Origin of the sequence: Microcoleus sp. S36a_B3 (genome assembly GCF_036700745.1) — a bacterium.
Classification (GTDB): domain Bacteria; phylum Cyanobacteriota; class Cyanobacteriia; order Cyanobacteriales; family Microcoleaceae; genus Microcoleus.
The window spans coordinates 39,748-59,319 of the sequence record NZ_JAUBPN010000026.1 but is presented as its reverse complement, the minus strand read 5'-3'; the positions used below and the strand labels follow the sequence as shown (position 1 = coordinate 59,319).

The 19,572-nt window shown below is 45.1% G+C and carries 18 protein-coding genes; 9 read left to right on the top strand and 9 right to left on the bottom strand.

Annotated features, from left to right (window positions below; all coding sequences use genetic code 11):
- Nucleotides 1–364: 364 nt before the first annotated feature.
- Nucleotides 365–859, top strand: coding sequence for a low molecular weight protein-tyrosine-phosphatase (locus QUA01_RS22320; RefSeq protein WP_333091627.1), 495 nt, complete (start codon nucleotides 365–367; stop codon nucleotides 857–859).
- Here QUA01_RS22320 and QUA01_RS22315 read toward each other — a convergent pair.
- The 3 genes from QUA01_RS22315 to QUA01_RS22305 all read right to left on the bottom strand — a co-directional run bounded on the left by QUA01_RS22315 (nucleotide 843) and on the right by QUA01_RS22305 (nucleotide 3,421).
- Nucleotides 843–1,049 carry a hypothetical protein gene (locus tag QUA01_RS22315; protein ID WP_333091625.1) on the bottom strand — a complete coding sequence of 69 codons (207 nt, stop codon included), beginning with the start codon at nucleotides 1,047–1,049 and terminating at the stop codon, nucleotides 843–845. The genes QUA01_RS22320 and QUA01_RS22315 overlap by 17 nt on opposite strands.
- Nucleotides 1,043–1,756 carry a response regulator transcription factor gene (locus QUA01_RS22310; RefSeq protein WP_333091624.1) on the bottom strand — a complete coding sequence of 238 codons (714 nt, stop codon included), beginning with the start codon at nucleotides 1,754–1,756 and terminating at the stop codon, nucleotides 1,043–1,045. Before QUA01_RS22310 ends, QUA01_RS22315 begins: the two co-directional genes overlap by 7 nt.
- Nucleotides 1,757–1,828: 72 nt before the next feature.
- Complete coding sequence (locus QUA01_RS22305) at nucleotides 1,829–3,421, bottom strand: glucose-6-phosphate isomerase (RefSeq protein ID WP_333091623.1); 1,593 nt, start codon at nucleotides 3,419–3,421, stop codon at nucleotides 1,829–1,831.
- 721 nt (nucleotides 3,422–4,142) lie between these two features.
- Between QUA01_RS22305 and dusB the strand changes: the two genes are divergently transcribed.
- Together dusB and argF are read left to right on the top strand one after the other, a co-directional pair.
- On the top strand, nucleotides 4,143–5,153 hold the full coding sequence (gene dusB, locus QUA01_RS22300; protein ID WP_333091621.1) for a tRNA dihydrouridine synthase DusB: 1,011 nt from the start codon (nucleotides 4,143–4,145) through the stop codon (nucleotides 5,151–5,153).
- Between the two features lie 219 nt (nucleotides 5,154–5,372).
- The gene (gene argF / locus QUA01_RS22295; protein ID WP_333091619.1) at nucleotides 5,373–6,293 is read left to right on the top strand and encodes an ornithine carbamoyltransferase; all 921 of its coding nucleotides are present in this window, start codon (nucleotides 5,373–5,375) and stop codon (nucleotides 6,291–6,293) included.
- Nucleotides 6,294–6,469: 176 nt separating this feature from the next.
- On the opposite strand, the gene QUA01_RS22290 is transcribed toward argF, so the two are convergent.
- The 4 genes from QUA01_RS22290 to QUA01_RS22275 all read right to left on the bottom strand — a co-directional run bounded on the left by QUA01_RS22290 (nucleotide 6,470) and on the right by QUA01_RS22275 (nucleotide 9,576).
- Complete coding sequence (locus QUA01_RS22290) at nucleotides 6,470–7,054, bottom strand: Uma2 family endonuclease (RefSeq protein WP_333091617.1); 585 nt, start codon at nucleotides 7,052–7,054, stop codon at nucleotides 6,470–6,472.
- Between the two features lie 271 nt (nucleotides 7,055–7,325).
- On the bottom strand, nucleotides 7,326–8,912 hold the full coding sequence (locus QUA01_RS22285; protein WP_333091615.1) for a family 10 glycosylhydrolase: 1,587 nt from the start codon (nucleotides 8,910–8,912) through the stop codon (nucleotides 7,326–7,328).
- Between the two features lie 150 nt (nucleotides 8,913–9,062).
- Nucleotides 9,063–9,344, bottom strand: a complete 282-nt coding sequence (locus QUA01_RS22280; protein WP_333091614.1) for a type II toxin-antitoxin system RelE/ParE family toxin — start codon at nucleotides 9,342–9,344, stop codon at nucleotides 9,063–9,065.
- Nucleotides 9,334–9,576 (bottom strand): CopG family ribbon-helix-helix protein, encoded by a 243-nt coding sequence (locus QUA01_RS22275; RefSeq protein WP_333091612.1) that lies wholly within the window; start codon nucleotides 9,574–9,576, stop codon nucleotides 9,334–9,336. The genes QUA01_RS22280 and QUA01_RS22275 overlap by 11 nt, the downstream gene beginning before the upstream one ends.
- Before the next feature lie 151 nt (nucleotides 9,577–9,727).
- Between QUA01_RS22275 and QUA01_RS22270 the strand changes: the two genes are divergently transcribed.
- Nucleotides 9,728–11,740, top strand: a complete 2,013-nt coding sequence (locus QUA01_RS22270; protein ID WP_333091610.1) for an Eco57I restriction-modification methylase domain-containing protein — start codon at nucleotides 9,728–9,730, stop codon at nucleotides 11,738–11,740.
- A gap of 185 nt (nucleotides 11,741–11,925) precedes the next feature.
- Complete coding sequence (locus QUA01_RS22265) at nucleotides 11,926–13,290, top strand: MFS transporter (protein WP_194070054.1); 1,365 nt, start codon at nucleotides 11,926–11,928, stop codon at nucleotides 13,288–13,290.
- A 324-nt stretch (nucleotides 13,291–13,614) separates the two neighbouring features.
- On the opposite strand, the gene QUA01_RS22260 is transcribed toward QUA01_RS22265, so the two are convergent.
- Entirely contained in the window at nucleotides 13,615–14,973 is a 1,359-nt protein-coding gene (locus QUA01_RS22260; RefSeq protein ID WP_333091608.1) for a calcium-binding protein, read from the bottom strand.
- Nucleotides 14,974–15,271: 298 nt separating this feature from the next.
- Entirely contained in the window at nucleotides 15,272–16,642 is a 1,371-nt protein-coding gene (locus QUA01_RS22255) for an Mbeg1-like protein (RefSeq protein WP_333091606.1), read from the bottom strand.
- Nucleotides 16,643–16,777: 135 nt separating this feature from the next.
- Between QUA01_RS22255 and QUA01_RS22250 the strand changes: the two genes are divergently transcribed.
- The 4 genes from QUA01_RS22250 to QUA01_RS22235 all read left to right on the top strand — a co-directional run bounded on the left by QUA01_RS22250 (nucleotide 16,778) and on the right by QUA01_RS22235 (nucleotide 19,501).
- The gene (locus tag QUA01_RS22250) at nucleotides 16,778–16,987 is read left to right on the top strand and encodes a hypothetical protein (RefSeq protein WP_194009759.1); all 210 of its coding nucleotides are present in this window, start codon (nucleotides 16,778–16,780) and stop codon (nucleotides 16,985–16,987) included.
- Nucleotides 16,987–17,523 carry a GNAT family N-acetyltransferase gene (locus QUA01_RS22245; RefSeq protein WP_333091603.1) on the top strand — a complete coding sequence of 179 codons (537 nt, stop codon included), beginning with the start codon at nucleotides 16,987–16,989 and terminating at the stop codon, nucleotides 17,521–17,523. The genes QUA01_RS22250 and QUA01_RS22245 overlap by 1 nt, the downstream gene beginning before the upstream one ends.
- A gap of 291 nt (nucleotides 17,524–17,814) precedes the next feature.
- Complete coding sequence (locus QUA01_RS22240; protein ID WP_333091601.1) at nucleotides 17,815–18,561, top strand: HEAT repeat domain-containing protein; 747 nt, start codon at nucleotides 17,815–17,817, stop codon at nucleotides 18,559–18,561.
- Between the two features lie 37 nt (nucleotides 18,562–18,598).
- Entirely contained in the window at nucleotides 18,599–19,501 is a 903-nt protein-coding gene (locus tag QUA01_RS22235) for an Rpn family recombination-promoting nuclease/putative transposase (RefSeq protein ID WP_333091600.1), read from the top strand.
- Nucleotides 19,502–19,572 lie beyond the last annotated feature (71 nt).

The following is a 19,572-nucleotide window of genomic DNA, read 5'->3' as shown; positions in this document are numbered from 1 at the left end:
TGACAGTAGTCATCAGTCATTAGTCATCAGTCATTAGTGATTTATGTTGAGTAATACCATTTTTCTAGAGATGTGCTGATGAAGTCCTAGCCCCCCAAAGCATCGGGGGGGTTGGGTGGTAATATCTAGCGCTACTTTATGAAATTGGTATAACGACTTGATAGCTAATGACTGGTTAATTTCTATGAAGTAGGAAACTTTGGGAAAAAGATGAAAAAAACCTTCTTCCTAATGACTAATGACTAATAACCAATAACCAATAACCAATAACCAATAACTAATAACCAATAACCAATAACCAATAACTAATAACTAATAACTAATAACCAATAACCAATAACCAATAACCAATAACTAATAACTAATGACTAAATTACTATTTGTCTGCCTCGGAAACATCTGCCGATCGCCCTCAGCAGAAAATATCATGGATCACTTAATCGAAAAAGCAGGTTTGGGCGATCGTATCACCTGCGATTCCGCCGGAACAGGTGGCTATCACATTGGTAGCGCCCCTGACAGCCGCATGACATTGGCTGCGAGGAAGCAAGGGATTGAATTGTTAGGCGCAGCCCGTCAATTTCAAAGGAAAGATTTTGAAAATTTTGATTTGATTCTGGCGATGGATCGGGACAATTATCAGAATATTCTTGCTCTCGACAACGCGGGAAAATATCAAGATAAAGTGCGGTTGATGTGCGATTTTTGCCAGAAATACGACCTGAAAGAAGTGCCAGATCCTTACTACGGCGGCCCGGATGGATTCGATCGGGTAATTGATTTGCTGATGGACGCTTCGCAGGGTTTGTTGGAGTATGTTATCAGTCAGGAACAATTAACAATTAACAATTACAATTAACAATTAACAATGCCCTGTTTGGCCAATTCCCAATCCCTCCGCTTCGCGCTCGCCCAATTCCCAATTCCCAATTCCCAATTCCTAATTCCCAATTACCAATTCCCAATTCCCAATTACCAATTACCAATTCCCAATTACCAATTCCCAATTCCCAATTCCCAATTCCCAATTCCCAATTCCCAATTACCAATTACTGACTAAATGGTGTTCCATCGCAAAGCGAACGAGTTCTGTTCGGTTGCTGCTTTCAGTTTTTCTGAACAAGCTGCTGACGTGCTTTTCGATGGTGCGGGGACTGAGGTGCAGCCGATCGCCAATTTGAATATTAGAAAGACCTTCTGTCAGCAAATCTAGCACTTGTTGCTCTCGCTGCGTTAAATTCGGAGAATTTGGGCGGGGAGAATAGCCATCGCCAGTTTCTGACTTTTGAGTTAAAAAATTGGCTTCAGGGTGGTTGGTGGCTCTGTGGCGTGCCTCTGTTGACGTAGATTCTGATTCCGAACGAGAAGATGCCTGAGCAATGAGAGCGTAGCGATCGAGCAAAGAGCGAATCACCACCCCCAACACCTGTAGTTCAAAAGGCTTAGCCAGAAAATTGTCGCACCCCATCTGATAGCCCCGAATCCGTTCCTCAGTGCTCGTGCGTTCCGTCAAAAAAATCACCGGTAGCAAACGAAAAGCGGGACGAGTCCGAACTCGCCGCACAAATTCGTAGCCATCCATTTCGGGCATTGTAATGTCGGTGACAATCAAGTGGGGCTGAAATTCCTGTACCAACCCTAAAGCTTCTTTGCCGTTCTCAGCAGGAATTACAGAGTATCCGGTAATTTCCAGATAATCGGTAATCGACAGGCGAGTCGCGAAATCGTCGTCAGCAACCAGAATCGTCAGGGGCATGGGGAGACATTAAAAATTAAACATGAAAAATTAAAAGTGAAATTACTCACTTTTAATTCTTAATTCTACTGTTTAATTCTCTTTGTGACTTGCGGTTAAAGTAGCAGGTTGCGCTAATTTCCCCTCCAAAGCTACGCCGCGCCCGTTGGCTGCCAAATGTCGCAGAATTTTGTAAATTGTCTCGATTTGCTCTGGTTTTCCGGCTTGTTTGGCTATTTCTGCTACAGACAGAGGTGCATGAGCATCTGTGAGCACTTGCAGTACCTGTTTTTGCAAATCCAATACAGCAGCGGCAGCTTTTTTGCCTGCTTCCACGCCCGGTTGGTGATAGGCGTTGACATTCACCAAGGAACCGTAAAAACCTACTGCTCTTTCGTAGAGGGCGATTAATGCTCCTACTGTCCGAGGGTTGACTTGGGGAATTGTGACAGTAATTGAATCTCGGTGATTTTCGTGCAAAGCTTGTCGAGTTCCCTGCAACAAACCAGACAAATAATCTCCAGAAGTAACACCTGTTTCTACTTCTGGGGAAATGCCTTGCCTGTCTTGCAATACTTCGATAAATGTGAGGAAGAAATTCGGTACGCCTTCGCGCAGTTGCTGGACGTAGGCGTGTTGGTCGGTGCTGCCTTTGTTGCCGTAGACTGCGATTCCTTGATGAACTGTGTTGCCTTCTAAATCTTTTTCTTTGCCTATAGATTCCATGACTAATTGCTGCAAATAGCGGCTGAATAATAGCAGGGAATCTTTGTATGGCAAAACTACCATATCTTTTTCGCCGCGTCCGTTGCAGGCAAAATACCAACTCATCGCTAAAAGGGCGGCGGGATTGTTTTTAATTTCGGGAATTCTGGTAGCTTCGTCCATGACTTTAGCGCCGTCTAGCATCGCCCGAATGTCGATGTTTTGCAAAGCTGCGGGCAAAAGTCCTACTGTTGAGAGTTCTGAGGTGCGTCCTCCCACCCAGTCTGACATGGGGAAGGTGGCAATCCAGCCTTGGGATTTTGCTAATTTGTCTAGTTTGCTGTCTGTGCCGGTGATGGCAATTGCTTGTTTGGCGAAGTCTAGTTTTTGGGCGGCGAAGGCTTTTTGAACTTCGATGGTGCCGTTGCGGGGTTCGGGGGTGCCGCCGGATTTGGATATGGTAATTACTAGGGTGCTACTGAGTTTGTCTTTGATTTTGTTGAGGATGCGATCGATCCCTGCAGGATCTGTGTTGTCGATAAAATGAATTGCTAGGGGCGGGATGTCTGGGGATAGGGCTTCGGCGACAAATTGGGGGCCGAGGGCGGAACCGCCGATGCCGATCGAGATTATGTCGGTAAATTGCGGAGCAAAGGGCGGTTTGATTTCGCGGTTTTGAACTTTCTTGACAAATTCTTCGACTTGTGCAATTTCTTCAATTATTTGTTGTTTTAATTCTGGAGTGGGAGCCAAATCGGGGTTTCGGAGCCAGTAGTGACCCACCATGCGGTGTTCGTCGGGATTGGCGATAGCGCCTGATTCCAAAGCTGCCATGTCTTTGAAAGCTTTGTCAAATTTGGGTTTGAGTGCTGTTACGAAAGCGTCGTCAAATCCCATGCGACTGATATCGAGATAAAGTCCCAATCCAGAGTGATAGTAAAGCCAGTCTTGGTAGCGTTGCCAGAGTGCTTTGGCGTCCATAGAATTCTCTAAAATTTTTATAATGTTCGATCGTCGTCGGGAATCAACCAATTGTAGTTTAAAACGATGTTATGTATAGTTTTTGCAGAATCCCAATAAAATTTAAGCATTTGTCCTAGGAAGGCAAAAGGCTGGGTTCGGCAGAATTCAACAATAAAAATATGACTTGGGCGGCATTTTTGGTAGGTCGATCGCCCATTGATGGCTAAGCCCCATAGATAGATATAAAGTCAAGCGATAGCCGCAAATAGATTTAAGTGTTGTCTGGGTTCGGCTTTGGGTTCTGGTTTGACAATACTCGAATTCGGGCGATCGCCCGCAGTAAAGTAGATATTGCAGTCTGGTTAAGTATTCTTTTCGGTGTCCTAATGTCCGCCTCCATACCCGCGATTGCAAAACTGTGCGGCTGCTGAGAAAACTAATCTCAAGCAATCGCTCTTGCTTGAGATTAGTTTTGTAATGACAGTAACACAAGTGATTTGCTGCCAATGATAGGATGTCATGTCTGGTCGATTACCATTACAAAAACTGTTAGCGCGCCTACAAGAGTACGCAACTTGAGAGCTGACTTAAGTCCGCACTACGAACCTTCCTTGGTTATTTGGGATAATCTACTGAAAATGATATCGCTCAATCTTCGGCTCAAGATTTGGCTAATAACTGAAAAAAGATCTTAGTTGTAGTAGAATATACAGATATTAGAATTAAAGTGCGATCGACTATGCTTACTTTATCTCCCGAATTAAAAGAAAGATTAGCAACTCCGCTCAAAATAGGCGATTTGGAAGTAAAAAGCCGCGTCCTGCAATCGCCCTTATCAGGTGTTACTGATTTAGTATTTCGCCGTTTGGTGCGCCGCTACGCCCCGGATTCGATGATGTACACCGAAATGGTCAACGCTACGGGTTTGCACTATGTGAAGCAATTGCCAAAAATTATGGAAATTGATCCAAACGAACGCCCGATTAGCATTCAATTATTTGACTGTCGGCCGAATTTCTTGGCAGAAGCGGCGCAGAAAGCCGTAGCAGAAGGAGCGGATACTGTTGATATTAACATGGGCTGTCCAGTGAACAAAATTACTAAAAACGGTGGCGGTTCTTCGCTGCTGCGAGACCCGGAAACGGCCGAGGCAATTGTGCGGGCGGTGGTGGAAGCTGTAAATGTTCCTGTGACTGTTAAAACTCGCATCGGTTGGACTGACCAAGAAATTAATATTTTGGAATTTGCTCAGAGGATGGAAGATGCGGGAGCAAAAATGATTACTGTGCACGGTCGGACTCGATCGCAAGGTTACACCGGCCCGGCAAAATGGGAATGGATTCGCCGCGTTAAGGAAGTTTTATCGATTCCTGTAATTGGTAACGGGGATATTTTTTCAGTGGAAGCTGCGGTGCGCTGTCTTCAAGAAACCGGTGCTGACGGAGTGATGTGTTCGCGGGGGACTTTGGGCTATCCTTTTTTGGTGGGAGAAGTCGATCATTTCTTGAAAACTGGTGTGGAAAAGATACCTCCGACACCAATTGAACGACTCGAATGTGCTAAGGAACACCTGCGGGCTTTGTGGGAATATAAAGGTCAAAGCGGTGTGTCTCAAGCGCGCAAGCACTTAACCTGGTATGCTAAAGGTTTCCCAGGCGCTGGGGAATTGCGGGGCGTGTTGGCGGTGGTAGAAACGGTGGAGCAAGGTTGCGATTGGATCGATCGCGCGATCGAACAATTACCCGCATAAACCAGATCCACAGTCGATTTTAGATTTTAGATTTTAGATTTACTCCACAGATGGATCTAATATCTGGAACAAAAGTCTAAAATTTCGATCTATCCACGACGCTTGTACGTGGATAGATCTCCGTTTTTGGGGGGAGTAAAACAGCGGTAACAGAAACAAAACCCGACGCAAGCGGGCTTAGATTTAAGACACAGCTAGAAATTTGTGTATGGGGAAAGTATGGATTCATTAAAAGGGCGAGATTTATTAAGTCTGGCAGATTTAAGTATTGACGAATTAAATTATGTGCTGGATCTAGCAGCCAGTTTAAAATCGGGAATGGTCAAGCTGAAACGCACTAAAGTTCTCGGCTTGTTATTTTCTAAAGCTTCAACTCGAACGCGGGTGAGTTTTACGGTGGCAATGTACAAGTTGGGAGGGCAAGTTGTTGACCTCAATCCGAACGTTACGCAAGTGAGCCGTGGCGAACCTTTAGTCGATACAGCCAGAGTTTTAGACCGATATTTAGACATTTTGGCGATTCGGACTTTCGATCAAAAGGATTTAGTAACTTTTGCAAATTATGCCAAAATTCCTGTAATTAATGCACTGACAGATGATGAACACCCCTGTCAAGTTTTGGCGGATTTAATGACAGTTAAAGAGTGTTTTGGCAGGCTGGAAGGAGTGACATTAACTTATTTTGGCGACGGCAACAACATGGCTAATTCCCTGATGTTGGGCTGTGCTATGACGGGAATGAATGTCAGAATTGCTTGTCCTGAAGATTTTCGTCCTAATCCTGAAATTGTGGCAAAGGCTAAGGCAATTGCTAATGGAAAAACAGAAGTTACAGTAACTTCTGATGCGGAAGCGGCGGCTAAGAATGCTCAAGTAATTTATACTGATGTTTGGGCGAGTATGGGACAGGAAGAAGAAGCTAAGATCAGGATTCCCTTGTTTGAGCCTTATCAGGTAAATGAGCGATTGCTGGAGTTTGCCGATCGCAATGCAATTGTACTGCACTGTTTGCCGGCACACCGGGATGAAGAGATTACGGATGCGGTGATTGAAGGTTCGCGATCGCGCGTTTGGGAGCAAGCAGAAAATCGGATGCACGCTCAGCAAGCTTTGCTGGCGGGAATTCTAGAAAGCGATTAAGTTTGTAGTAAGGACTTCATTCCTGAAATATCTCCCCAGTAAATATGTCGCCAGTTCGGCAGTCCGCCAGGGGTTTAAACCCCTGGTTCACAGCTACAGATTAAATACTTGTCTTCCTCTTCCCTCTCTGCGCCGTCTGCGCCCTCTGCGGTTAATAAAAAAAATCAGTAAGCTTTTTAATTGAGTATAATTGGCGGCAACATTTGCTGAATTGCGATATTAAAAGCAGGAAATTGCAGCGGTGAAATACTCGCGCTTTCCCCCAGAATTATTTCGCTTTGATACCCGTCTTCAGTCGGTTCTCGAAAAACATGAAGTTGTCGCTCATTTACATTTAATATCCAATAATCCGCAATTCCCGATCGCGCGTAGATTTTGGCCTTAATTTCGCGATCGTAAGCCAAGCTGGTGTCTGCCACTTCGATAATTAGATATACTTCTGAAGGAGTCGGATGGTGAGTAGCGTAGTCCAAGGGATCGATTCTGACTACGGCGATATCAGGTTCTGGTTCGGAATTGTCATGGAGGGCGATCGGATCTTGAGTATAGACAGCAGCCAGGTTTTCGAGAATATCGCGCAGAAGCGTCGCAGTGCGTCTAGTGGCAGAAGTGTGGGCAGTTCCTTTGGCACTCATTTTGAGAATATTTCCTGAAATTAATTCAACTCGTTCCTCTGGGTGAAAAAACCCGATTTCTCCGAGTTTTTGATATTCTTTAACCGTCCATTTGCGGAGCGTGAAAGGGGCTTCTGTGATTAACATAGCTTCACCGACAATAGCGCACTTCAATCCAGGATAATTTAATTTTAACACTTCTGAGTAAATCCTACTTCACTCACCGACCTAAGAATTGCCCCGTAACTGATTAAACCCTTGCCTCTCTCCGATCTCCCTCTGCGCCCTCTGCGCCCTCTGCGGTTAATAAAAAAAATGTAGGTTGAGTCCAAGAATGAACTTGCGTTTCACTCTGCCCAACCTACATATCTGCAATCAATCAAAAAATTAGTAAGGTATGCGCTGGGAACCCCACAAACTACAAACTGGCGAAATTAACTTTTGTAACTTCACCGGCGACAACATCAACTGTTTGTTGAACCTGACTTCCGTCAACTTTCAACTGATATGAACCGGGCGAAAGCTCGATCGCCCCAAACCATCCTTTACCATCGGCACGCAGTTGCCGCACCTTGCTGCTAGCATCGATCGCCTGCAAAGTCAAACTCGCACCGTCGCAAGTTCGTTCGCACTGCTGCAAATTTCCGGCGATCGCCCCAGCAGTAGGCCGCGACTTCCAAGGCATATCGGGAACCGCTGCCGGCATGGCCCACACCGGCTGAGTTTGAATTGTTCTGCCCGTAGCGCCGTCAACGTATTGACTCGGCTGCGAGAGGGCGGTGTAAAATAGATCGTTGCTTTTCGGCAGGTATTTCCAAGGCTGGCGGGGTAAATCTCTGCTGTTGCCGCCCGATCGCAGTTCGACGTTGGTGTACAGGTTGCTGCTAGCGTAGGAATACAGGACAGTACCCGCAACGTGATTCCCAAGGGCTGAGGGAGCTTCGGCGCGGCGGACTTGCGAGAGGGTGTCTTCGATGTAATTGAGATAATTGCCGGGGCCGATCGCAATTTGGCGGTTGTACTGGTGGTTTTTGGCGTACTCGATCCAGTTGTCATAGGCGAGTTTTTGCGATCGCTTGTACTCGCGCTGGTAAGTCATGGGCATCGCCATGTCGAGAATACCTTCTTCCAGCCAAGCGCGCCAATCTTGCAAAACTTCTTTGTAAGGTTGCGTTTGCATCCAGTCGCGATCGCTTTTCGGGCCGTCTCCCCAGGCGATTGTCGCCGCAGTAATTTTCACGCGCGGTTTAATCGCCAGCGCTTCTACATAAAGCTTTCGCACTAAATTTGTCACCTGATCGCGCCGCCACTGCATCCAGGCGGGATCTGTAGGTGCGGGTTTGCCCGATCGACCGTTTTGCTGGTTGAAACGGGCGATCGAAGTAGGATTGTAGCCCCAATTCGGGCCGCCGTAGCGGATGTAATCCAACTGCACGCCGTCTACATCGTAGCGCTTCAGCAAGTCCAAATAGACGGAAACTGTATAATCTAAAGCGTCTGGATGGCCGGGATCGAGGAAACCGGGCGATTCTCCCCTCGAAGTCAACATCGCCCAATTATCTCTGCCTGCGACTGAAGATCCGTGTTGTTGCCAAACATGACCGGCGGGAAGTTTGCCGCCAGAAACCACCGGCAGCGTCACCATCCAAGCGTAGATTTCAATGCCTGCGGCGTGGGCTTTGTCAATCAAATCTTGGAGGGGATCGAAACCGGGGGGAACGTTGGGATCGGTGGTGCGGGGTTCGATCGCGCTGGTGTAAAAAGCATCGCCCCGGCGGCGGACTTGGGCGACGATCGCGTTTGCATTGGCCCGCTGTGCGTCTGCAATCAACTTGGTGACTTCTTGAGGCGTTTTGAAACCTGGATTGAATGCGTCCACCCAGAAAGCCCGAAATTCGGCGGTTTGCGGCGGAAGTGTGGCGTTAGCCCGGTTTGGGAGGTTTGAGAACCAGCCGGGAATCAGCAGAAAACTAATTGTTAAGCCGATCGCGAACAGGCTTGACAAAAAGAATGTTTTGTGTTTACGCATGAACAATGTGTGAGAGAGCGTTGAACTGTCTTTTACGGACTTTTGGTCTGAGAGTCCGGTTGACATTTTCGCACATCGGTGCAAGTTTAGAAGAAAATAAGCTCAAGTGGCGATCGAAAACATCACCTAATTTTCTGGATACTTTCTTGATGTGTGAAGGACTCGGAGAATTTCTACGCTTTCTTCTTTTACTCGATAGACGATCAGATAAGATGTATTGGAAATGACAAGTTCTCTAGTAGATTCTACGCGACCAATTCTGCCCGTAAAAGGAAACTCTGCGAGTTGACCTGCAGCACTCTGAATCCTTAAAATTAATTGCCTTGCTGCCTCTGGATTGTCTTTGACAATATATGCGTGAGCCTGTTCTAGATTTCGCAAAGCTTGTCGCAGCCACTTAATTTTCATTAGTCAATTTGGCAAAAACTGCTTGGACTTCATCATCGCCGGCAAAGTCTCCAGCTTCGGCCTCGGCAACCCCTTTGTTAATCTCATCGAGCAGCCATTGATAAATCTCCAGATAAGAAGCGATGGCTTCATTCAAAACATAACTGAGATCCCGATCCATAACAGTAGCGATCGCCCTCAGCGCCTCTTTTTTTTCGCTATCAATTGGAAACGTCACATTTTCTTGATTCATGGCTGCCTCTTGCTGTTAGGGGAAGAGATTAGAATGCTACCATGATAGCCTATAGATCCCAATTTGGGACGAAAATAAACTAAACTGGCGATCCTCTTCGTTGGCGTAGCCCCCGCAGGGGCGGGCTTCACTAACGCACTTTTCTTAACAAATGATAGCACCACAATTTCCAACCCTAGCCATTCCGGGCGACAGCAACACAACAGCCAGCAATTTACTCGATCGAGTAGACCTCCTGCGGTTAGAAGCAACCCAAAAATTGCAGCAAAACCAGAGAGGAGAAAAAGGACAATTCTTGACACCTTGCTCCGCAGCAAGTTTGATGGCGGGAATGTTTGAATTCAAGTGTCCCGATATATCATTATTAGATGCAGGTGCAGGTATTGGTTCCCTTATAGCAGCCGTTGTTTGCGAGCTTTGCCAGCGCCCAAACAAACCGCAAACCATGCAGGTAACAGCTTATGAAATTGATATTATTTTGATTGACTACCTCAAACAAACCTTAGAATTGTGCAGAATTGAATGTCAGAACTTTGGCATAATTTTTACCAGTAAAATTTGCAGAGTAGACTTTATTCAAGAAACTGCTGAAATGTTGAATTCCAATCTATTTACAAACTCAAAAAAACTGGAATTCACCCATGCAATCATCAATCCTCCCTATGCTAAAATCCCAGCTAAATCCCAAGTGCGTACCTGGCTGCGTTCTATAGGAGTAGAAACCGGCAATCTCTACACTGGTTTTATGATTGCCGCCGCTAGCTTGCTCAAACCAAACGGTGAATTAGTGTCAATTACTCCCCGCAGTTGTTGCAACGGTTTATACTTTCGAGATTTTCGTAAAGTCTTCCTACAAATGATGGCTTTACGCCAAATACATATCTTTGAATCGCGACAGAAAATATTTCGCGATGATGCTGTTTTGCAAGAAACAATTATTGTGCGCGCTACAAAACAAATAGAAAAGCCAGATACTGTAACGATTACCTCAAGTAACAGTGCTGATGCCGATCTAATTTTGTGTCATAATATACGATATACTGATGTAGTTAACCCCAAAGATTCCGAGCAATTTATTCGGATTTTGCCCGATGCCCTCAGCCAGCAATTAGTTGAGCAAATGGCTCAATTTACTTGCACGCTACAAGAATTAGGTTTGACAGTTTCCACCGGAAAAGTTGTAGATTTTCGCGTTGGTTCTGACTTGCGGCTAGAACTAGAAAAAGATGCAGTTCCACTGATTTATCCAGCCCATTTATCGGCTGGGTTTGTTGAATATCCCACCGCCACCAAAAAGCACCAAGCTTTAGCAATTACCGAAAAAACTGCTGCACTCCTCGTACCCAACGAACATTATGTTTTGACCAAGCGCTTTTCGTCAAAGGAAGAACAAAAGCGAATTGTTGCAGTTGTTTGGGATTCCGACAAAATTAATAATTCTAGCGTTGGTTTTGAAAACCATTTAAATTACTTTCACCAACAAGGACGCGGATTAGACCTCACTCTAGCGCGGGGATTGACTGTTTATCTAAATTCGAGTTTGGTAGATGGGTTTTTCCGACTGTTCAACGGACACACTCAAGTTAATGCTACGGATTTACGCAATTTGAAGTATCCTAATCTAGAGCAATTACTTTTACTTGGCGCTCAAATAAGAGAAATATTTCCTACACAGCGGGAACTCGATCGACTTGTCGAGACACAACTGCTGAAGGCGACCAATCCGTTAGAAAATAGCCCAATGACAATCAAGAACCGTATTGATGAATCTCTAGAAATACTTGCAGCGCTGGGTTTTCCCAAAGGTCAGCTTAACGAACGTTCCGCCTTAACCCTTCTGGCTTTGCTTGACCTCAAGCCAAAGGATGCTTGGGAATTGGCAAAATCTCCACTTCGGGGAATCACACCAATTATGGAATTTATGGAGGAGGAGTACAGTAAAAAATATGCACCAAATACGCGGGAAACTGTGCGCCGCCAGACTGTGCATCAGTTTCTAGATGCAGGTTTAATTGTTGTTAATCCTGACAGTCCCGAACGTCCGGTGAATAGTCCAAAAACTGCATATCAGATAGAAGAAAGTGCTTTGGAACTGCTGCGAACCTATGGCACTTATGACTGGAACAAGAATGTTCGGGCTTACCTCGTTTCTTTTAACGGATAAAAATTTTTGCAGGCTTATTCAAAAAATGAAAATAGTTTTGAGCCAGAATGATGCTAAAATGCACTATTTATATGGCTGCCGCTGGCATCGGAATGGCATATACTGTGATGCCAGGGGTTGAATTGACCGGAATTGTCGATCGCACTCAGTAAATCAAATAAGTAACTAGGTAAAATATCTCTGCAATGGAAAAAAAGCATAACGCTGGATTGTGGGTATCAGTATTATACTTCGCTCAAGGTCTCCCTTACACCGTCGTTAATTTAATGTCGGTGATTTTTTTGAAAGGTATGGGAACCAGCAACGAATTGATCGGATTGACAAGTCTGTTGTCTTTTCCTTGGGTTTTAAAAGGTTTGTGGGGCCCAGTAGTTGATTTGTATTCCACCAAACGCAAGTGGATTTTAACCACCGAAATCATTTGTGCTTTTCTGTTTGCTTTCCTGGCTTTTGGTGTATTAACGCCTGCACCAATTATTATATCACTTGTGATCTTTACGGCGATCGCCTTTGTGTCAGCTACTCACGACATCGCCATTGACGGATTTTATTTAAACACTCTAAATAAAGACCAACAAGCACTATTTGTCGGGGTTCGCAACACGGCTTATAGAGGTGCTGTCATTGCCGGTAGCGGTTTATTGGTGTTCTTAGCCGGGAAACTGGCCGAAAACCATTTAGTGACCGGAAATACAGGCGACACCAAAATATATCAAAACATTCCGCTGTCACTTTTCGGTTCGGATTTTAGCGTGTCGGCGCTTAACTACGGATGGGCGACAGCCTTTGGCATTTGTGCGATTATGTTTGTGCTGATATATCTCTTTCAGCGGTGGTATCTTCCCTATCCTCGCAATTACGCTCTGGAATCCGACACTCCTCAACAAAGAACCAGCTTTATTGAAGCATTTAAAACTTATTTTCAGCAAGATAAAATAGGTTGGATTGTGGCTTACGTCTTGATTTTTCGCTTGGGCGATGCCTTGACGTTTAAAATGGCTCCTCCATTTTTGATGGATAAAGTTGAGAAAGGAGGATTAGCAGTTTCTACGTCGGATATGGGCTTATTATCCGGTACTTTAGGGGTAATGTTTCTGTTAATAGGAGGGTTGCTGGGCGGCTATTTAATTGCCAAACAAGGATTGAAAAAATGGATGTGGCCGACGGCTATTCTGCAAAATTCGACTAACGTGCTTTATTGGCTATTGGCTATCAATCAACCGGGGATTGAATGGGCTTATGCCGTAAATTCGATCGAGCAATTTACTTACGGACTTGGCGTAGCTGCCTATACAGTGTTCTTGATGCGGACTGTCCGCCCTGAATACGAAGCATCCCACTATGCAATTACAACGGCTTTTATGGCCGCTGGAGTGCTGATTCCGGGCGTTTTTAGCGGCTACTTGCAGGCGAGTCTCGGCTATCAAAATTATTTTTTGATGAGCGCGCTGGCTGTGATTCCCGGTATGCTGACGATTTTCTTTCTGCCCCTAGAAGATGAGAAAAAACTAGCATCCATGCCCAGACCTGGACTGGACGATTTCGATTAATATCAAGTGCGATCGCTATAACTATAATATTCGGGCGGGTCGGGTTTACCAATGTCTGCACTACTTTTGGAGATTTCGGTGAACCCCTCCCTAGAGGAATATTGATGTTTGTAATCATGGAATGAATATAAATCAATACGCTTGGGTTAGCGCTTTCCGACGAATTTCATTTCACGCATTTATGAGAGTTCCCGACTTGTGAAAGGAAATCAGATTATTCTTATCCCAAGCGTATTGGAGTATAAATTATGTGCGCTTGCGTTCATAAAATAAGGACACAACAATGTTGTGTCCCTACCGAATATCTGTATGGCCAGCCGCGAACTAAATCGCAATAAAATCGCTAGCTGTTAGCGGACTCCTTGAAATGCCAGGAATACTGGCAAGAACTTCGCCGTTACTGGCAATTTCGATCGTTGTTGAAACATCGCCTTGAGTAACTTTCAGTTGGTTGAAAGTCAAACCTTTGGTCAAACCGATTAAATCTTGACCCTGTTGAAAGTCTATAATTGTATCTGTACCTGCGCCGGCTCCTAACACTAATACGTCGCGTCCAAGGCCACTAATTAAGATATCGGCACCAATTCCACCAACAAGTGTATCGTCCCCATCTCCCCCATCCAAATTATCATCTCCTTTGCCGCCAAATAGCTGATCGTTGCCGGTGCCACCGCTGATAATATCATTGTTGCGACTGCCGATGAGAGTGTCATTTCCCCCGTTACCAATAATAATATCGTCGCCGCCAAAACCTGTGGCTGTATTGTTGGCATCGTCGCCTAATAAATAATTAGGTTGAGATTGGTTGAGAGCATTTTGGATGGCCAGAATGTTTCCGAAAAAGGATGCTCCCGGAGCGTTTCTCGATTGCTCGAAGGTGCTGCGCGATTGCAGGGCAGCTCCCAATTCTGGCAGCACAAAGTCTACGCCAGCTAGCAGTTCTAAATAATCTGAATCTGTAAAAGTAAACTCTGGGCTGCTCAATTGGTTGGCAGAAATTTCTGTTTGAGTAAAACCGAGAGGAGGAGTTGTTAATAAACCTGTTTGCGTGTGCTTTTCTAGAACTAATAGCGGGTTAATAATCGGGTTGGTAAATGTTTGTAAAAACACTTTTCCTGGCAGAAAAGCTTCTCCTCCCAAACTCACAAAGTCGCCGCTAACAATGTAGTGAGTTACATTTTTGCTGGTACCGGCTTTCTGTGTAAAAGTATTGACTGTGCTCCGATCAACTCCGGGAGAATTGAATGTCACCACATCTCCGATCGCAGATGTGAATTCGCTGGCGGCTAGCTGGGTTAAGGCACCGCCCAAGCTGTGTCCGAGAACGTCTGGCGGCAAGCGGCCGGGATTTTTGGCTGTATTTTGACCGATTTCTGTCAGCCAATTTCCTAGGGCTTGTTTGTTGGCTTCAAATTGGTTGAAACCGATGCCTCGCGGGTCTGTGTTTGCAACTTCGTCGAGCGGTTGGTCAACGCCCCGAAATACGAGAACTGGCGGTTTGTCTGGGGTGGTGGAGATTAAGCCGATCGCGTGAAACCCAGTTGTCGGATCGTCAAAGGTGCGATCGATTTGGTAGCCGGCAGCGCTCAAACCAGTTTGAACTACAGTTTGAAACTGGGGGTTGTCATCTATGTAAGCAACTTGTTTCGCTAAATTTTCGTAAACGGCGGGGGAGGAAGGCATATTTTTTATTTCCTGTATTTGAATTGGGCATTAGTGTTTAACCTGGTTAATTGATTTTACTGTAAATTTGATTAATTAACAATATTAATTTATCCAATTTTGTAGTTATAAAATTGTAAAATCATAACCAAAAAAGCCAATAAAACTTAGCAAAAAATACGTCATATTTTTTGCTAAGGTTTGTTCGCTTTTACGATATAGCGGTTCTCAAAAAAGTGAGGTATGCCCCATGCTCAATGCCGGATAGTACCTCATCTTTTTGAGAAAGGCTATACCAAAACTACAAATTTTTCTCGTACTAAAGCTGCACAAAATCAGACTGAGTAATCTCGCTAGCCGACACGCCTGTGAGAGTAGCCAGAATTTCGCCAGTAATTGGGATAGAAATTACAGCTCCCTCACCACCTTGGCGGACTATAATTAGAGGAAAAGTTAGCCCCCGCGATAGTGCAATTAAATCTTCACCCTTTTTAAAATCGACAATTACATCGCCTCCGCCGCCGGATTCCAATACAAAGCGATCGCGCCCCGCACCGCCGATCAAAATATCGTTGCCAAACTCGCCGGACATCAAATCGTTTCCGTCGCCACCCTCCAAATAATCGTTATCTCTGCCGCCGTACAAGAAGTCGTCACCCTCATCACCGGTGATGCTGTCATTACCTCGATTTCCTCTGAGAGTATCGTTACCTCTGCTGCCGATCATGGTATCCTCGCCCTTGCCACCGGTAGCAGTATTGTTGCGAATGTCGCCCAATAAATAATTCGATTGCAGAGGAGCTAAACCGTATTGTATTTCTCTGATTAACTGCACAAAAGAAAATTCTGGTGCTGTTCTCAAACTCTCTACACCCGATCTCTTTCTCATTGCTATTGACACACTGGGCAGGGCAAAATTTAGCGCTGCGATAAATTCGTTAAAATCTGAGTCGTTGTCGTTATAAGCAAAGTCGGGTTGGTTTAAGTCTTCGACGGAAATTTGCCTCTGGAAAAAATCTGCGGGCGGAGCGCTTAATAAATTTTCTGTTCGATGTTTTGCCAAAACAGTTAAGGGATTAATGCTCGGATCTGTAAAATTTTGGATAAATACTTTTCCCGGTATAAATGCTTCGCCAAACAAGCTGACGAAATCTCCGCTGACAATGTAGTGATTGACATTTTTGTTGCCAACTCTGCTGAGATTTTTCCGAAAAGCGTTGAATGTAGTGGTTGAGACTCCGGGAGAGTTGAAGGTAAATATGTCGCCGGTGATAGATGTGTATTCGGTGGCTGTGATTTGAGCGATCGCTCCGCCCCAACTGTGACCGACGATATCGGGCAATAATTTGCTGGGGTTTTTAGCAGTATCTTGACCGATTTCTGTGAGCCAGCTTTTGATGCTATCTTTGTTTTTTTCAAATTCTGGTAAGCCGATGTCGCGGGAGTCGGAAAACATAGTATCGCCGTCGATGAAATCTGTACCTCTAAATACGAGGACTGGCGGATTTCGGGAGTCGGAGGAACCGAAGCCGATCGCATAAAATCCAGTTTCTCGGTCGTCGAATATGCGATCGATATAGTAGCCGTTAGTATCCAGGAAACGCGCCACGTCATTCTGCGCGTTGGGCTTTTGATTCAAAAAAACAATTGACTTAGCTAGAGCTTCATAAACTGCTGGCGAGGCACTCATAATCTTATATTTTGTGTTTGTTGGTACTGGCGATCGCTCTTTTTGAGAGCTAATTGTCCAATGGCAGCATTATAGCTGACAAGATTTGTATGGTACAATTGATAAAATCAACTCAAGAATTAAGTTTTTGCGGTTATGGCTATCATTCGTCAATACATTGCTCCCTTTATAGCGATATTAATATTTTTCGTAGCTCTGGTATCAGTCAGCGCTCGCATCTTTTTGCCGGCTGACATGGCTGCCCCGGCACCGATTGAGGAAGAGATCCCCCAAAAGCAAGCAGCAGTGGTGAATCCAATTTTCTTGGGCCTAAATGATGTCGCTCTCGGTGTCCGAGTCCGTTGATGTCTGCTCAACTAATACCGGGCTACGCGCTGCGATCGGGATCGGGACTCGATCGGGCAAAACTGGTAAAGTTCCTGCACCGGACTTACCGAGAGCTTTACCCGGATGGGGAATTGGGACATTTGTCTCAAACTGTCGAACAGTATTTTTCTAACCAGACGCCGCTTTGGTGGATAGAGTGCCTGAAAAACAGCCCCCAAGAGCAAGAAAGTTTGCCCGTGCTTCCCTCGCAGTATCTCAATCCCAAATCTCCAGCGCCAAATTCCAAATCGGTTGTCGGATGTTTGTGGCTGGGAAATGCGATCGACCAAACCACTGGATTGCGCCACGGTCACATTTTTTTGCTATACATAGCGCCGGAACACCGCCGTCAGGGACTCGGTGCAGCTTTAGTGATTCATGCTGAAAATTGGGCACGTTCCAGGGGCGATCGGCAAATTGGTTTGCAAGTTTTTTTGAGCAATCAGCCTGCCATGAATCTCTATCAAAAATTAGGCTATGAGAGCCATTCCGTCTGGATGATCAAATCTCTTTGAAAGATGAATTTTACTGGTTGAAAATCAAGACTTTAGTCATCCAAACGATCGGGAATGAAGTCCTGACTGCAAACTTAGGTAACAGCAGTTCGAACTCTTATATGAGATATTGACCGATCAACCCCTCAATCCTCAAATCTCAAATCTCAAATCTCAAGTTCTCACCTTTTGAGAAAGGCTATATTTGTTTTTGGTAAGGTACTCCGCGCGCACCCTACAATTATTGACTGCTGAATGCTGGCGGATGACTGAGTTGCACCCGGAGCATCCTCTGTGCGGTAAAGTTTTTTTATGAACAATAACGACTACCCCAACGCCCTTGATATTGAGACGGAACTGGAAAGCCCTTTGGATCAATTTGACGAATCCGAACCCCCGCTGCCAGATCCAGAGGAAATGCTGCCTTTGCTGGAATCCCCGGAACCTCAGCACCGGATGATTGCGGCGCGGGCTTTTTGCGAACTGCAGGACGATCGCGCGATTTCGCATTTAATTAATTTGTTGAGAGACGGTTGCCCCTTGGTGCGGGTAAGCGCGTCCTATGCTTTGGGGCGAAATCCAAGTCCCGATGCTGTGGAAGCGCTAATCGAGCAGCTTAACTGCGACTGGAACGGTTACGTTCGCAAAGGGGTAGTTTGGGCCCTGGGAAATTGCAGCGATCCCCGCGCTTTGCCATCTTTAATTGATGCTTTGAGAACTGATATTTCGGCGGTGCGTTTGTGGGCGGCGAGTTCGCTGGGTCAAATGGCAAAAGTTGGTTACTATGTGGTGATTGCAGCGATTCCGCCGTTGATTGAATCGCTGCGGGGAGATGCTGTGTCTGCTGTGCGGAGCAACTCTGCTTGGGCGATCGGGCAACTGGCCCGCGAATTGCCGAATAATGTAGTGTACGCTGGGGCGATCGACGCTCTGATTGAATCATTAGAAGAAGATCAAGATATGGGCGTGCGCGAAGATGCGAAATCTTCCCTCTTGCGAGTCGGCGACCCGCGCGGATTGCAGATAATTGAAGATTTAGAAATGGAAGGACTTTTATGATTTAAACGCCCCCATTACCAATTACCCACTATTAATTATGCCTTTCATCAGTGCTAAAACAGATTTTGGTTTCAAAAAAATTTTTGGTTCGCCCCAGAGCAAGGAAATTTTGATTAGCTTCCTCAATGCGATGCTCTATGACGCACAGCCAACCATTGAAGACTTAGAAATTATTGATCCTTACGCCGCGCCGAGCGTTACTGGATTAAAAGACACTTACCTGGATGTTAAAGCCAAAATTACAGGCAACAAAACTGTGATTATTGAAATGCAGGTAATAAATGTAGAAGCTTTTACTAAACGGGTAGTGTACAATGCCGCCAAAACCTACGCAACTCAACTCAGACCCAGGGAAGGATACTCTAAATTAAATCCTCTGATTGCTTTAACAATTACAGATTTTATTCTGTTTGAAAATACAGAAAAATTTCTCACCCATTTTGTATTTAAAGAACTCGAAGAAAACTTCGAGTATTATAACAGAGAAATCGAATTAGTGTTTGTCGAACTTCCCAAGTTTAACAAAGAACTAGAACAAGTCGAAAACCTAATTCAAAGCTGGATTTATTTTATCAAAAATGCTCCCCTCTTCGATGAAATGCCTGAAAAATTTGCATCAATTCCCGAAATTAAAACAGCTTTTTCCATCGCCAGCCGAACTAATTTAACCCTTAAGGAATTAGAGGAAGTGGAAAAGCGGGAAATGTTTTTTGAAGACCAGCGCGGTGCTATTATTAAAAGTCGCAAAGAAGGCATAATTGAGGGGCAAACAGCATTAATCCTGCGTCTACTCGTGCGGCGCACTGGTGAAATTGCGCCGGAAATTCAAGCTCGCATCCAACAGTTATCTCTCGAACAATTAGAGGATTTAGGAGAAATCTTGTTAGATTTTACCAGTCAAGAGGATTTGATAGCTTGGCTGGAATCCGTGTCAGGATGAATTTATAAATTTTGCAGTCCTGATACTAAATCCGGCTTTAATACCCCCTTCATTCTTGATTCGCCGCAGGC

Bases quoted from the DNA above. Each gene is read 5' to 3' on its own strand.
- QUA01_RS22250 (WP_194009759.1), top strand. From the start codon at position 16,778: ATGGCTATCATTCGTCAATACATTGCTCCCTTTATAGCGATATTAATA.
- QUA01_RS22320 (WP_333091627.1), top strand. From the start codon at position 365: ATGACTAAATTACTATTTGTCTGCCTCGGAAACATCTGCCGATCGCCC.
- QUA01_RS22275 (WP_333091612.1), bottom strand. From the start codon at position 9,576: ATGAATCAAGAAAATGTGACGTTTCCAATTGATAGCGAAAAAAAAGAG.
- QUA01_RS22265 (WP_194070054.1), top strand. From the start codon at position 11,926: ATGGAAAAAAAGCATAACGCTGGATTGTGGGTATCAGTATTATACTTC.
- QUA01_RS22290 (WP_333091617.1), bottom strand. From the start codon at position 7,054: ATGTTAATCACAGAAGCCCCTTTCACGCTCCGCAAATGGACGGTTAAA.
- QUA01_RS22235 (WP_333091600.1), top strand. From the start codon at position 18,599: ATGCCTTTCATCAGTGCTAAAACAGATTTTGGTTTCAAAAAAATTTTT.
- QUA01_RS22310 (WP_333091624.1), bottom strand. From the start codon at position 1,756: ATGCCCCTGACGATTCTGGTTGCTGACGACGATTTCGCGACTCGCCTG.
- dusB (WP_333091621.1), top strand. From the start codon at position 4,143: ATGCTTACTTTATCTCCCGAATTAAAAGAAAGATTAGCAACTCCGCTC.
- QUA01_RS22270 (WP_333091610.1), top strand. From the start codon at position 9,728: ATGATAGCACCACAATTTCCAACCCTAGCCATTCCGGGCGACAGCAAC.
- argF (WP_333091619.1), top strand. From the start codon at position 5,373: ATGGATTCATTAAAAGGGCGAGATTTATTAAGTCTGGCAGATTTAAGT.
- QUA01_RS22260 (WP_333091608.1), bottom strand. From the start codon at position 14,973: ATGCCTTCCTCCCCCGCCGTTTACGAAAATTTAGCGAAACAAGTTGCT.
- QUA01_RS22255 (WP_333091606.1), bottom strand. From the start codon at position 16,642: ATGAGTGCCTCGCCAGCAGTTTATGAAGCTCTAGCTAAGTCAATTGTT.
- QUA01_RS22280 (WP_333091614.1), bottom strand. From the start codon at position 9,344: ATGAAAATTAAGTGGCTGCGACAAGCTTTGCGAAATCTAGAACAGGCT.
- QUA01_RS22305 (WP_333091623.1), bottom strand. From the start codon at position 3,421: ATGGACGCCAAAGCACTCTGGCAACGCTACCAAGACTGGCTTTACTAT.
- QUA01_RS22240 (WP_333091601.1), top strand. From the start codon at position 17,815: ATGAACAATAACGACTACCCCAACGCCCTTGATATTGAGACGGAACTG.
- QUA01_RS22245 (WP_333091603.1), top strand. From the start codon at position 16,987: ATGTCTGCTCAACTAATACCGGGCTACGCGCTGCGATCGGGATCGGGA.